General features: G+C 54.1%; 11 protein-coding genes. 1 reads left to right on the forward strand and 10 read right to left on the reverse strand.

Going from position 1 to position 14,370, the window contains the following annotated elements; translation table 11 throughout:
- Positions 1-26: 26 nt before the first annotated feature.
- The 10 genes from SH528x_RS28200 to SH528x_RS28245 form a co-directional block, all read right to left on the reverse strand.
- On the reverse strand, positions 27-251 hold the full coding sequence (locus tag SH528x_RS28200) for an endonuclease domain-containing protein (protein WP_442506774.1): 225 nt from the start codon (positions 249-251) through the stop codon (positions 27-29).
- Positions 252-312: 61 nt separating this feature from the next.
- Positions 313-1,308 carry a family 43 glycosylhydrolase gene (locus SH528x_RS28205; protein WP_442512192.1) on the reverse strand — a complete coding sequence of 332 codons (996 nt, stop codon included), beginning with the start codon at positions 1,306-1,308 and terminating at the stop codon, positions 313-315.
- Positions 1,309-1,365: 57 nt separating this feature from the next.
- A complete protein-coding gene (locus tag SH528x_RS28210) occupies positions 1,366-1,914 on the reverse strand; it encodes a hypothetical protein (protein ID WP_442506775.1) in 549 nt (182 codons plus the stop codon).
- Complete coding sequence (locus SH528x_RS28215; RefSeq protein ID WP_442506776.1) at positions 1,865-3,307, reverse strand: sulfatase; 1,443 nt, start codon at positions 3,305-3,307, stop codon at positions 1,865-1,867. The genes SH528x_RS28210 and SH528x_RS28215 overlap by 50 nt, the downstream gene beginning before the upstream one ends.
- On the reverse strand, positions 3,304-5,787 hold the full coding sequence (locus SH528x_RS28220; protein WP_442512193.1) for a glycoside hydrolase family 95 protein: 2,484 nt from the start codon (positions 5,785-5,787) through the stop codon (positions 3,304-3,306). The genes SH528x_RS28215 and SH528x_RS28220 overlap by 4 nt, the downstream gene beginning before the upstream one ends.
- A 66-nt stretch (positions 5,788-5,853) precedes the next feature.
- Positions 5,854-7,980, reverse strand: coding sequence for a putative glycoside hydrolase (locus SH528x_RS28225; RefSeq protein WP_442506777.1), 2,127 nt, complete (start codon positions 7,978-7,980; stop codon positions 5,854-5,856).
- Positions 7,977-9,545 (reverse strand): sulfatase family protein, encoded by a 1,569-nt coding sequence (locus SH528x_RS28230; RefSeq protein ID WP_442506778.1) that lies wholly within the window; start codon positions 9,543-9,545, stop codon positions 7,977-7,979. The genes SH528x_RS28225 and SH528x_RS28230 overlap by 4 nt, the downstream gene beginning before the upstream one ends.
- Positions 9,546-9,574: 29 nt before the next feature.
- A complete protein-coding gene (locus SH528x_RS28235; RefSeq protein ID WP_442506779.1) occupies positions 9,575-11,059 on the reverse strand; it encodes an alpha-L-fucosidase in 1,485 nt (494 codons plus the stop codon).
- 83 nt (positions 11,060-11,142) lie between these two features.
- Complete coding sequence (locus tag SH528x_RS28240; protein ID WP_442506780.1) at positions 11,143-12,714, reverse strand: sulfatase family protein; 1,572 nt, start codon at positions 12,712-12,714, stop codon at positions 11,143-11,145.
- Between the two features lie 143 nt (positions 12,715-12,857).
- On the reverse strand, positions 12,858-13,829 hold the full coding sequence (locus SH528x_RS28245; RefSeq protein ID WP_442506781.1) for an AraC family transcriptional regulator: 972 nt from the start codon (positions 13,827-13,829) through the stop codon (positions 12,858-12,860).
- 192 nt (positions 13,830-14,021) lie between these two features.
- Here SH528x_RS28245 and SH528x_RS28250 point away from each other — a divergent pair, with 192 nt between their 5' ends.
- On the forward strand, positions 14,022-14,315 hold the full coding sequence (locus tag SH528x_RS28250) for a phosphoenolpyruvate hydrolase family protein (RefSeq protein WP_442506782.1): 294 nt from the start codon (positions 14,022-14,024) through the stop codon (positions 14,313-14,315).
- Positions 14,316-14,370: the final 55 nt, after the last annotated feature.

Genomic DNA, 14,370 nt, shown 5'->3' on the forward strand with positions numbered 1-14,370 from the left:
AATGGTTTCGACGGGCGGGTGAGCGGCTAAGCATCATTTAAAACGTCTTCGTTGACGAAGCGAATCACGTCCCACCCTTTTTCGATCAAGTATTGTTCTCGTCGCTGATCTTTTTCGTACTGTGCGTCGTGATAACCGCCATCAATTTCGACCGCGAAATGGTTTCCGTGGCAGGCGAAGGAAATGTCACGAATTAACTTCCCGGTTTGTACGACGGACTTCCTAGTCCGTCGCGGAATTTCGACGGACAAGGATGTCCGTCATACGGAAGTTATTTCGGGACGGTTACTAAGGGGCGGTCGCCGACGTTCATTATTTTTCGCTTGGTACCAAGTCGAAACGCTCGATAAACGGCAGCGATCCTTTACGTTTGCCGATATGAACACCCCACTGAATTCGCTCGCCCTTTCCACTGTCGGTGAACGCTTCGGGGCGGTAGGCACCGGCGGCGGTGGGCACATTTGCGACGGTGTGTGTTTTTGTAAAATTGACTCCGTCTTCGGAGAACATGATCGAATGCGTGATCGATTTCGGTCCCACTGTGCCGATCAGCGCCGCGACGCCTTTGCCTTGGGGCCAAACCAGGACTTCGTGATTGCCTGGGATGACGGGATTCGACGGATGTTTGATGTACGGTCCCTCTGGCTTGTCGGCAATCGCGACACCCAGCTGAGTTTGGGCGGGACTCTTGCCTAGTTGACGACCCTTGTAATAGAACCAGTACTTCCCATCGCGGACGATCAAGCAGGCATCGTCGATTAGGTGACTGTCAAACTTCTTTGGGTCGTCGCCACCTTTCAAGACAGGGTTACTCTCCAGTTTCGTCCACGGTCCATCAGGCGAGTCGGCCACAGCGAGTCCGATTTTGGTATCTGGCTTCACTTTCATGTTGGCCGAGATACCCGAGAAAAAGAGCCAATACTTGCCTTCAGCAACGAGGATATTCGGTGTGAAGACGCTCGCTTCATCCCAACTTCCCGATCCAGGTGTCCCCTTCTCGATCGCAACACCTTTCTCCGTCCACTGGTGACCGTCGGGCGATGTCGCATACCAAACGGTTGCATCGTACCCGCTCGATTGCGGCCCTTTGGAATACCAAACGTAATACAAGTCAGCGACCTTGATGATGTCGCTGGGGTCGCGGCGCATCACGCCTTGCTGCACTCCGATGCCTTCGGCGGGGGAATAAACCGCTTTCATAGGGACCAGTGATTGATCCTGCGCGGTGGGTTCCTGCGCGGTGGCCGCGGTCAGCGTCAACGTGCATACGAAAAGGAGCGTGAGTGTTCGGATCATTTTGTTCTTCATCATTTGAGTTCAGTTTATTTATTGAGTTCGTAGCGTCACTTTTTCCTAAGCTGACGTTCATCGCTGTCGATAGCGACTTAATCGTGCTTCCATCTCACTCACGACTTCAGGGTATTCACGGTAAAGGTTCTTGGTCTGACGAACATCGTTCTGCAGATCATAGAGCTGGGCGGCGGGCGCATTCTTCTTGATCTTGCCGTTCACAATGTCGCTGTTTTCACTGCCTGCAAACGCCGCCGCAGGAGCGCCGCCCCAAGCGTGGTCGCTCGGCTTCGACCCGGTAAAGCCACCGCTGCCTCTGCTCGGAATATACATCCACTTGCCTTTACGGAGAGAAAGACTCTTGCTGCTCTTGGGAGCCAGCACCAGATCCTTGCGAATGTTCTCTTTCGGATCTTCATTCTTTGTTCCCTTGCTTCGATTGATTGCTGATTGTTTTAGACTTGGTTTTGGTCTTTTTAGCGGATCATTCGATTCACCCAGATCATCCCGAAGCGACCAGAGGTGCTCCTTGCCGGACTCCAACTCACGGTAGAACTTAATGTCATCCTGCGCGTCACCCCCCAGAATCAAACGACGGATTGATCCGGGTCGGGACGGGGGCATTCACCGCAGCGGTCCACTCCTTTAACTCTTTCAATAGCCGCGCGGCGATTTTCGGGTGCGTTGTAGACAGATCCTTCGATTCACTGATGTCACTCACGACGTCGAATAACTTAAATGACTGATCCTCGTAGAAATACAACAGCTTGTAATTCCCTCGACGAATCGCTGTTGCCGGAACGCCACGCCAGTAGAGACGGTCCGTCCCAAATACTGGGAAGGTTCCAGGAGCCTTGGCTTTGTCGACACGACCTGAGAGATTCGCATAGAGCGGAAAGTGCCAGAAAATCGCACGATCAGCAATGGCCTTGCCCATCATCAAAGGAACGAGAGACACTCCATCAACGGGATACTTGCCTGGCGAGAGAGATGCACCAGTAAGCTCCGCAATCGTGGGAAGATAGTCCACAAACGTGATCGGCGTACGACAAGTCGTGCCCTTTTTGATCTTGCTTGGCCACGCCATACAAGTTGGAACTCGAATTCCTCCTTCATACAAATTTCCCTTGTATCCATGCAGAGGACGATTGCTCGTGGCACCCGGATAGCCGCCATTGTCCGAGGTAAAAATCACCAGGGTGTTGTCTTCGAGTTGCATCGCGCGTAGCTCGGCCCTGAGTCGCCCGACCGCCGTATCAACCGCTTCCACCATCGCCGCGTACGCCGGGTTAAAATCACCGCCTGTTCGTTCTTTCTTCGACTGGTATTTTTTTTCGACTTCTGGGTTGGCCAGCAAAGGAATGTGAACGTCATAGTACGACATAAACAGAAAGAAGGGCTGATCCTTGTTGTCATAAAGGAATCGGATCCCGGCATCTGTCAGCGTCTTCGTGCCATTGCGATCGCGATAGTCGTTTCCATGAGATGCGCTGATGTCAAAGCCCTGCTCGTCGGAACCGACATGCCACTTGCCGAATCTCGCCGTCGCATACCCTGCCGAGTTAGCCACCTTGGCCAGCGAATTGACGTCGGGAGCTAACTCGTCGGTGGCTGTAAACCAATCGTAGATCTCATTCTTCTTTGATCGGTTTGGAACAGCCAGCTTCATCGAGTTCACGTTGCCGCGTGCTCGGGCTCCCGGATGATAGATGTTGTGTCTCGGCGTATACATGCCGGTGATCAAACAGGCCCGTGACGGCGAGCAGACCGAAGCACCGGCATACGCATCATCGAATCGCATGCCATCTGCGGCCATTCGATCAATATGCGGAGTCTCATAGTTCTTTTGACCGTTGTAGCCGACATCCGACCAAGCCATGTCATCGGCCAAAATCAAAACGATATTGGGAGACGCGTCACCGCGATTGCGAGCGTCACCGGCGGTCTCTTCGGCAACTAAGCCGGTTGGCAATGCCAGCCCCAGTAACACCACCAGAATGCATTTGTGTTGTTTCATTTTGTTACTTTGGTTGACTGACCTTGTTTCAGTGAGATGGTTTCGCTGAGCTTGCCATCCCAATAAACACGGAATGTACTATCGCGGGTGGCGCGGATCGTTGCCTTGGTGAGTTGATTGTTGCTCCACTGCATATCGACCTCCAATCCGCCACGCGCACGCAGACCATCGACCTTACCGTTCGGCCAGGCTGTTGGCAGTGCGGGCAACAGGTGCAGTATGTACGGCGCATCAACTAAGGATTCATCCGGCACAACAGGCACGAAATGCTTTGGATTCATCGCATCCTTTTGGTAAGCAACAAACGCAGCCTCTTCGATGGTCTTGGCTTGTGGATTCACACTGCGCAGATGACTTTGCAGGAGCATTTCAAACACCCCGGCAGCACCACCGAAATTGCCGTCGATCTGGAACGGCGGATGAAAGTCGAACAGGTTTGGATAAGCGCGTTTTGAAGTCAGGAATTCGTAGATTTTATGCGCATGGTCTCCGTCGTGCAGCCGCGCCCAAAAGCACGTTTTCCAGCCGGTGCTCCAGCCAGTCGACTCGTCGCCGCGGTGCTCCATGGTCACCAAGGCCGCCTCGTATAACTCTTTGGTTGTCAGAGGAGAAATGTCGCGCCCCGGATGCAGGGCGATCAGGTGGGAAATATGGCGATGCTTGTCCGTAGGGCTGTCCCAGTCTTCGGGCCATTCCTGCAATTGCCCATGCTGTCCGATTTTCTGAGGGCAAAGCGCGGGGATCATGTCCTGCAACGTTTTCCGGAAGGCTTCGTCGCGTCCCAAAACGGTCGAAGCTTCGATGCAGTCGGTGAACAGGTTCAGCACGAGCTGCTGATCCCACGACGCGCCGTAGGCCTGCTTGTTCAGTCCGCCATACGGACGCTTAAGGAAGCAGTTCTCCGGCGACCAAGTGGGATAGACCACCAGCGTTCCATCTTTCCATGGAGCGAGAAACTCGACAAAGAACTGCGCCGTGCCTTTGAGGATCGGATAGATTTCCTCCAGATAGGCGCGATCTTGAGTGAAGGCATAGTGATCGTACAGATTTTGAGAGAGCCAGTGCCCTGCCTGTTGATTTCGGCGTCCATGGTTATTCGGCGCTGTAAATCCAAAGGCATTCCCGTTCAGGCCCATGCTCCAACCGGAGTCGACACCGTGCGTTTCGCGAGCGGTATGGGCACCCGATTCCGCGAGGATCTTCATCCACTCGGCGAACGGGTGAAACGATTCGGACAGGTTGGCGGGATCCACCATCCAGTAGTTCATCTCGACATTGATGTCGGTGTGGTAGTCGCAATTCCAGGCTGGCTTGAGGCTGTCGTTCCAAAGCCCCTGCAGGTTGGACGGCAGAGGCGCACCGCGTGAGCAGCTCAGTTGTAGATAGCGGGCATAGTTGAAGTAAAGATTTTCCAGCTCCAGACTTCCGTCCCCAGCGACCAGCTTATCGGTCGTCAATCCGGAGGGTTGAAAATCCAATTCCAACCGACAGCGATCCATGAGTTCAGAAAAGTCGTCGACATGCTCTTTTTTGAGCGCGTCGTATCCCTGTGATGCCGCCGCAGAAATCGTCGTTGCGCAGTCCGCTTTGAAATCGCGGCCCTTGAAGGAGGGATAAACCGGGAGATAGTCGGAATAGCCCGCGAGATAGATCGTCACGTCGGTCGCACCCGTAATACGAATCGATCCATCCGGCTGTGGCGAGGCGGTTCCGTCGCCGGCATCGACCTGAATCAGCTGCATAAATTCCATATCATCCTGCACCATCTTTGCGGCACCAGTCAGGACGATCTGATTCGCGTCAGCCTTCACCACAGTCCCTCGATGCTTTGAGCTGGCCCCAATCGTCAGATCCATTGTTGCTTTTTCGGAGGTATAGCGGGCCACGAAAAGGTCGCTGGGATAGCTACAGAAATATTCGCGGAAATAATGTCCTCCGTCGATTTCATAGCGGACGGATCCTAGTCCTGTTCGCGCATCCAGTTGGCGACGATAGTTGCTAACGTTTTTGGGATCATGCCCAGTGGAAACCATCACGTCGGTGAAAGGAGCGTAATTCCCGAGTGGCTCCGTGCTACTGAGGTACTCGGTGGCGAGGCTTTCCATGCTTCCTGCTTTGGTGCCATATTTCCCATCCCGATAGGCCTGCCGCACCGTTTCCAGATTTTCAGCCGCCCCCTTGCGCGTTCCGGACTGCGAAACTTCATCGAGGCCCCGCTTGCTGTTCATCCACAACGTAATGTCATTCAGCATCAGATGTTCGCGATCAATCCCTCCGGAAAACATCGCGCCCAGCCTGCCGTTGCCCATTGGCAGCGCGGTCTGCATGAAACCAAAGCTCGTCGGTGTCTTCCCTTTGCCTCGGTTAATCGCAGCTTTGTCATTTGCTGGCGAATCGTACTGCAACACCATGCGTTCATCTGCACCGAAGGCCGACGCTGCGCCGAAAACCGACACTGCGATCAAAACCATACCTATCATCTTTTTCATCTTATCTATCTCGATTTTTTTATGAATCGTCTACCTGTTCTCATACGATTGTTTCCTTTAATCCAAGTCGTCGTCGTTCGACTTGCTAGAAGTTTCGATGCGTGCAAAGCCACTGAAAGTAGCTGCCGTCAGAGCGGTCGGGTTGTGAGAGGCGACGGCCATTCCCATCTCAATCTTCTCGCTCATGGGGATGCTGACCTGCGAGATATGGGTCCAATTTGTGCCGTCCGCAGAGTAGGATCCAACGAAGGTATCTCCCTTGCGAACCAGCATCGCGTAACGGTCCTGAGCTGCGTCGACAGCACCGGCGCTGACTAAAGCAGCGCCTGTCCCAGGTCGGTAAACCATGTGCATGCGACCACTGGGATCCCGCAGCACAGCGACCATTTTGGCGTCTGCAGCCAATGACTCCCTGAACATAACGCCCGCCTTGGCATCGGCTGAACTCTCGTCAAATGAATCAACGGAAGCCCTGACCGCTCCATCGCCGTAGTGAGCGTCGGACAAATAAAAGAACTGATCCGTTTTACCAGCGAACGCTCCGCCACCTTCAATCTTGTAGGTGTCATCGGTGCTGGACATCCCGCTGCCCGCCAGAGGCGGACTGCCAATGTCGTTCTTCCATAGAATCCTAGTAGCCGATCTCGACTTGGATTTAGGCTGGTAGTCCATAAAGACATCGCAATGTTCAAAGCTGCGCGTGAAGACATGGTTGTCGCGGGTATAGGGACCCAAGGGTTTGCCCAATGGACGATTCAGTTGGTCGATGTAACTGGTTTCCCATTCCCAGATCTTGCCCTTCTTGGCATCCACCGTGGCTTGCCAGTAAAAATAGGAATACTCTTCCGCATACAACAAATAGATCGCCAAATTACGATCGATCCTGTCCTCCATTTCCCGCTTGTTGGCTGCCCCCTTCACGGGCATTCTCAAGATTTGCATCTTCTTGTTCAGACCAGTTTCTCGTCCGATGGCAATGGTCTCCGCAACCGTATCCGGATTACCGCCGCCGCTCCAACCTTCCCGGTACGTTCCATCCACATAGCCAATGCGCTGTCGCGCTGCGGCATTGTTGTTCATGACCAGTTTGTTAGCGGGGGTCGCTTGATACAGGGCATCGAGCATCGAGATGGGGACGCCCGACTTATCGACAAACGTTCCGTCAATCTGCGGATGAGCGATCATTTTTTCACAACACCCGACCCACCACTTGAGAAAACCTGGATTGTTCCGGTCGTAGGTTGGCAGCCCGTCGCGAATCGTAAACTTGGAGTCAATCCATTCATCCCGATGTTGATCGATGGAATTATCGATCCCGTAGTGCCCGAAAAAGATTCGTGAGTTCCAGTAGAAAAGAATTTTGATATCAGGATTGATCCTTTTCAGCCTCGCTCCGGTATGCAACATACCCGCCATCGTACCTTTCTGCCCTGCGCTGTTGGCTTTTTCGAGTACGACCAAATCATAGTGATTGGCAATGGCTTTGATTTCAGCATCCGTGTAGGCGGTGGTCTTGCGGATCAGCATCGTCCTTGGAACCTTGTCCCACGAAAATGCAGGAAACGCTTTCAGCTTCTCTGGCGTGGTTGGCGGGTAAGGTGTCGACCTCATCGTGTACCCGGATTTCAAATCAGAGAACGGATGCTCCGGATCCTCTTCGTTCAACGCCGGGTTTCTCAGGACGATCGAGCCATGAATTTCAAAATAGTTTTTGGGCGGTCGCCTCCCATTCAGCTTTCTTGGTATGTATTTAGAAACAGAGCGTTCCAGCACGAGCCCTTTCGTCGTAGCGTTCTCGCCGTTCACCGTGACATCCTGAATTGTGAATTTCTTATCACCCGCCTCGGCCACCACATTGAATTGCAGGGTTTCCGCACCTGCGTCACCAAGCAGATCATTCCCTTTCCACGCAATCTGCAAGACTCGTTTCGAACCGCTGGCGACTCGCTTGCAGGCGAGGTCGGGTGAAGCGAGATCCACACGACGGTATCCGTTAGCCAGCACTACATCTTCGTTGGTTCCCGAGGGTGCTCCCGCATTTGGGCGCAACGTGATCCAAAAATGACTGTTCCTGCCAGACGAGTCCACCGCAGATGCGACCTGCGCACCGGCAAGCAGCAAACAAACGATTCCAAAACACCTTTGGATGTTCAAAAACAGATAACGCTGTCGTTTTATCTTCATCGCGAACTTTTACCTTGCTTCGTTCTCGATCCGGGCTTCTTATTGGACTCCGAGTACTTCAATCGGACGGGAACATCGTTGGATAGTTCCGGCCCAGCAGTGCTGCGTCCGCGTTTCACGTCCGATTCCAATTGAGTGAGCAGACGCTCAAAGACTTCGGGGTGGCTGTGATAGAGATTCTTCTGCTCACCGGGGTCGGCCTCCATGTCATAGAGCTGTGCCGGAGCACTGACCGACATCGGCTCCTTCGTCCAACCACCCGAACCCTTGGTCAATAGAATCTTCCATTTGCCTGAACGATAGGCGAATCGGCCACTGACCGAATGGTGTACGACACCCGCACGAGTGGACGCGACCGGTTCACCGTGGAGTGCCGCCGCAAAGCTGACGCTATCCTCTCCTGCGTCGTCTGGCACTTTGGCACCAGTCAGTTCGGCGCAGGTCGCCATCAAATCGGTCAAACAAATCACCTCGTCGCTAGACGAACCGGCTTGGACGCCCGCCGGCCAGCGGACGATAAACGGCACGCGGTGACCGCCGTCCCAGATGTCGGACTTCGAGCCACGATAGTGTGCGTTGGGGTAGTGCCCCTTCGCTTTGAGCGCTGGAATGTCGGCAACCTTCGAGCAACCGTTGTCGCTGGTGACGACAATGATCGTATTCTCAGCAAGCCCGGCAGCATCCACCGCGCTGGTTATCTGAGCAACGACTGCATCGGTTTGCATCACGAAATCTCCGTACAGCCCCAGCCCACTCCTTCCTCGCCACGTATCGGTCGGAATGATCGGCGCGTGGGGGGAAGTCAACGGCACATAGAGAAAGAACGGTTCATTCTTGGACTGCCCCTGAATGTATTGGGCCGATCGGTCGCCGATCCCATCCAACACCTCGATGGCCTCGAAATCAGCATGGGCGGGCCCGTTGCGGTGGAAGGCTTTCATCGTCGTACACTCGCCGACGAACCGATCGTTTTCGATATAGATGTAGGGCGGCATGTCAAGCGAAGCGGAGATGCCAAACCAGTAATCAAAGCCGAGATCGACGGGGCCACCGGTGATGCGCGCGTCCCAGGCGACTCCATCAACGGGAGCCCGTTGCCCACGAGTGGGCTTACCATCGGGGCCAACAAGTCCCAGACCAAGATGCCACTTTCCAACGATTGCCGTTTCATAGCCCTGCTGCTTCAGTAGACCGGCTACGGTCAGTCGATCCGAAGCGATCAGCGGTTGGTCAAAACCAAACAACACACCGCTCTGCATCGAGGTCCTCCAACTGTAGCGACCGGTCAGCACACCATAACGGGTCGGGGTGCATACCGATGAACCCGAATGCGCATCAGTGAACACCATACCCTCGGCTGCCAAGCGGTCCATGCCGGGTGTGGGGATCTTGCCCCGCTCAGGGTTGAGGCACTGCACATCGCCATAACCGAGGTCGTCGGCGAGGATGTAGATGATGTTTGGATTATCAGCGGCATGGGCCGCCAAAGTCGCAACCAACGAAAACGCTAAAAGTAAGAATTTCACGGTGTACTGTGTTTCCTTATTTGCGAACTGGATGTCCATCGTACGGTACTTGGTTGCATCCAATTTTCTTACTGGCGTGCGGCTTTCACCGCACCGTGTAGCATCTGCTGCCCAGCATGCTTACTCTCGCGAATTTCCGTATGACGCTTACTGCGAGTGGTATACCAATGGTACTTACCCTTCGCGCTGGGGTCCGTGGCAATTGGCCTCTCATACTCCACAGCAATCACCGTATCTCGAATATCGGGAGCCGATTCGGGCACTTCAATCTTGGTGATGTGGCCATCCGCGTCGTAGCTAACCGGCAACGCTTCTTGCGTTTTATCAGCAAGGAAATAGACCTTGGCTGGTTTGCCAACGATGCCGTTAAACTCAATGCCATCCTTCTTCCACTCCAGGACATGCAGGTACACGGTTTGATCCTTTTGCGTCATCGCGCCCCACCAGAAATCAAAATCGACGGGCGACGACGTGGTGCCGTAGATCGAATCGCCATTAACTTTCATCCACTTGCCGGCGGCTTGAAGTCGCTCAATTTCCTCAGGCAAGATATTCCCTTTCGGGTCGGGGCCAACGTTCAACAGCAGATTCACCCCACGTGCCGCACACAGCGCGAGAAACTCAACAATGTCTTTCTCGCTTTTCCATGCATCGTCCGTTCGGTCATAACCCCAATTGTGGCGCATCGTCATACACGTCTCGGAGTCTTCCGTCATCCGCTCAGCGGGAAGCATGCGGTCGGGCAGCGAATTGAAGTCCGCATACTTTTGCTCATCCACCGGCACCTTGCGGCTGTACAGCCGGCTGCAGATTACTGAGTTGGGCTGCAGTTCACGCACCCGCGCGCCTTGCGCGTTGGCTTCGATCACGTTGCTGCCACCCACGTCGAACCAGAGGACGGACATTTCGCCGTAATTCGACAGCAACTCATCAAGATTCTTTTCAACTAGCGCAAGATATTCTTCATTGGTCATCGTGCCTTTCGCCCGACCGCGTGAACGGTGATACCAATCTTTGAACTGAGAATAGTAAACACCAAACTTAATTCCTTGCTTAGCACATTCCTCGGAAAGTTCCTTGATGATGTCACGCTTGAACGGCGTGGCATCCATGACGTTGTAGTCGGTCGCTTCGGTATCGAATAGACAGAAACCGTCATGGTGCTTGGAGGTGATGACGATGTATTTCATCCCGGCCTCTTTGGCGATGGCGACCCACTTGGCAGCATCGAACTCGGTCGGGTTGAATTGTGGTGCCAATGAATTGCGATATTCCTCTCCCGAAATCTTCGCGCTATTCATCAGCCATTCTGCACTGGCTCCTCCCTGCTCTTTGCCGTAGTCCTTTCCCTTCCACTCGCCCCCCGCGATCGAATAGAGACCCCAGTGGATAAACATGCCGTAGCGGGCTTCACGCCACCACTGCATGTGGGAATCGTCTTTGTCGCTGGTTGTCGCGGCAGCGGTGCTGTGTTGATCCTCTGCATTTGCGACACAAGCCGCTACAAGGCATGTCTGAAACACTGCCAACAGGATTAAGCTTTTTATTTTCATGTGGTTTCCAGAGTTTGTGCTTTTGAACTTTGAATTGTGAACCTGTCTGCCCGGATTGACGGCCGGGGCGACGTTTAGCATCGCTACTTTTTGGCTGACTTATATTCTTTCAATTGCGACTTCATCTGCGCCACCACTTCGGGGAAGTCGTTGGACACATTCTTTGTCTGATTGACGTCGCTGTGGAGATCGTAAAGCTGCACCGGCGGCGCGTTCCTTTTGATTCGACCGTTCACAATATCGCTGTTGGGCGTGTTAACCAGCGTCGCGACAGCCGCACCGCCCCATGCATGTTGATTGGGTTTTGAACCGGTGAATCCGCCGTCGCTTTTGGCGGGAATGTACATCCACTTTCCTTTGCGCAGTGCCATGTGAGATGGTTTGTGCGGAGTCACGACCATTTCGGTGCGCAGAGGCGTATCGGGGTTGTCCGTCAGTGCCGAGAGCATGTTGATGCTGTCTTTTTGCTGGTTCGCACTCAATTCCTGACCCGTCAGTGCCGCGAACGTTGCCAGCATGTCAACCATGTTCAGCAACTGATCTGACTGGCTACCCGCCTCGATCTTGCCGGGCCACCAAGCGATGAACGGCACGCGGTGTCCGCCTTCCCAGATTCCGAATTTGGAACCGAGCAGGTCGCCGTTGATCTTGTGCCCCATCGCCGCCGCGGCGCGGCCTCCGTGATTGAACATGCCGCCATTGTCGCTGGTAAAAATCACAAGCGTATTATCGGCGACGCCTTTCGCTTCGAGTGTTTTCATCACCTCGCCGACGATCCAGTCGAGTTCATGAACGAAGTCGCCGTAGACTCCGCATTCGCTGGTCTTCTGAAATTGCTCGGCCGGCGTGAAGGGATGATGCACGTTGGTGGTTGCAAGATACAGGAAGAAAGGTTTCTCGCCGCGTGATTTGATCCAGTCGGTTGCCTTCTCCGTCAACTTGGTGCCGACTTCAAAATCATTGAATAACTTGTGCGCGCGGGCGGCGCCGCTGAATTGGTTCGGCGAGCGTTGCGCGGCCTCAGGTGGTATTGGCGTAATCGGCGTCGTTTTCTCCTTCGAATTCCTGCCAAGATGGACCAAAGGGTCGGAAGGATCGCTACCTACTACCCCCACATTTTCGACATAGACATAAGGCGGAGCGCTGTTCACCACAGGCATGCCAAAGTAATAGTCAAAACCCAGGTCCAACGGCCCGGGACTCAGCGGCTCCTGCCAATCGTTTTTTCCTTTGCCGAACCCCAGGTGCCATTTTCCCACGACCGCCGTATCGTAGCCGCTGCTTTTGAATAGATCGGCGATGGTGCGAGTGTCGGGTTTGATGAGCAACGGTGAGTCGATCGATGCAGGCCCCCAGATGCCTTTGCCGCCGTTGGCTCGAAATGGATACTCACCGGTCAACAAGCCGTATCGCGACGGCGTGCAAACCGACGACGCGGTATGAGCGTCGCTAAAGCGTCGCCCTTGTTTGGCGAGCCTGTCGATATTGGGCGTTTGCAACTTCGTCGCGCCGAAGCAACCGAGATCGCCGTAGCCCAGATCGTCAGCATAAATGAAAACCACATTGGGAAGCGTCGGTTCTTCGGCACTTGTGCCCCGCGCCAACACGGCAAACTGACAAACTAAGACGATCGCAATAAGAGTTAGTTTTTTCACTATCTTTTCCTTTTCTTAGCGTTTCGTTTCTGGTTGACGCTAGGTGCGTCCATGAATTCCGATTTGCCCTGGCCTTTCTCCGCATCGGAAAGGCGATCCCAATCCTGTTCTTGGTTGCTCAGGATCGGCACTTCGGCTGGAGTTTACTCGTTTGTTCTGGGATGACGATATTTGGACGGACGGCAGCCCAGCCAGCGTTTGAAGGCGTCGGAAAAGGCAAACGGATTGGCATAGCCAACTTGCTCTGCAATTTGCGTGACTGAATCATCCGTCGTCATCAATCTTTCGGCTGCCCGGTGCATACGCAGGTAAGTCACGTGTTGCATGGGTGAGCGACCAAGCGAACGCGTGCAAAGTCGTCGCAAATGTTCCTTGCTCATATTCGCGAATTCCGCAAGTTGATCGAGCGTCCAGTTATCCGCCAAATGACATTCGACTTGGTTCCAGACGTGAATCAGACGGGTGTGCTCACGAAACGGCTCTGCAAACACGCGAAAATACTGGTGAACGATATCAGCCCATTTCAACATGGCATGGGTTGAAGCAGCCCCGCTCGCTTCACAATGCAGACCTTCGATTGCACATCGGAGAGAGCGGGCATCCAGCGGCGCAAGAGCCGGCGCGTGAAGTGATAGTGGAGGCCCAGGCTTGGAAGCTGCTTGAAATCGTACCCAACAGAACTTCCACACATCGCGATTAGCGGCTTTCATTGCGTTTGGAATGAACGGTGGCTGCACGCATGCTTGGCCCGCCGAGACCGTACGCCACTCGCCATCGATCAGGACCTGCCCAACTCCTTCCAAGCAGGCAAAAAAGAACGTGCCTGACTGATCACTTCTCATTACCTCAAAGGGGTGAAACGCGTTCATGATCCCGCAATGCGCGATGCCAAAGTCAGCAAGGCAATGCGAGACCGGTGATGACGCGATCCATTGACGCTGGTCCCTGTCATTGCACCGCACCGCCAAGGCATCCGTTCTTTCACCCAAAATGTGGTGATCGCGGATTGGAGGATTACGGTGCATAGGGAGTTCGTGACCGGGGTTGTCGGTGATCGTCTTCGCGTCCCCCGCAAACGAAGCGTATTGGGGCCGCATTTTCAACAACTTTGTCATCGGCGAGGATGGCTTGGTGCGGGAATTTCTCTCGTAGACGCTTGGTCGGCAGAGCAAGCGTCGAGGTATCGCCATGTGCATTCTACATAGATCCGAGTGGATCTGCTCGATGGACTTGGGGCCAAAATCAATCATAATCCTCAGGGTTATTCTCCGCTTCCTTCAGCAAATTCACGCGAATGGTGGGTCATCGTGCCAAATTCCAGGACCGGAATCGGAAACCCTTACACACGCACCGAGGTGCTCGATCGCTTGCATGCAACGTTTGATCGAGGCGTGCCCATCATCGCTGCCGGCGCCGACGCTGGGATCAGCGCCAAGTTTCTCGAGAAGGGAGGCGTCGACCTCATTATCATTTACAACTCTGGGCGTTTTCGGATGTCTGGCCCTGGCTCGACTGCGGGCCTGATGGCCTATGGGGATGCCAATGCCGTGGCGATGGAAATTGGCGAATTTGAAGTCTTGCCGGTCCCCGAAGTCAGTTAGATCGTCGAAGAATTCTCAGTCGTTCCCACACTCGCTTGCTCACCATCCCTCAAAC

Origin of the sequence: Novipirellula methanifontis (assembly GCF_052161655.1) — a bacterium.
Taxonomy (GTDB): domain Bacteria; phylum Planctomycetota; class Planctomycetia; order Pirellulales; family Pirellulaceae; genus Novipirellula.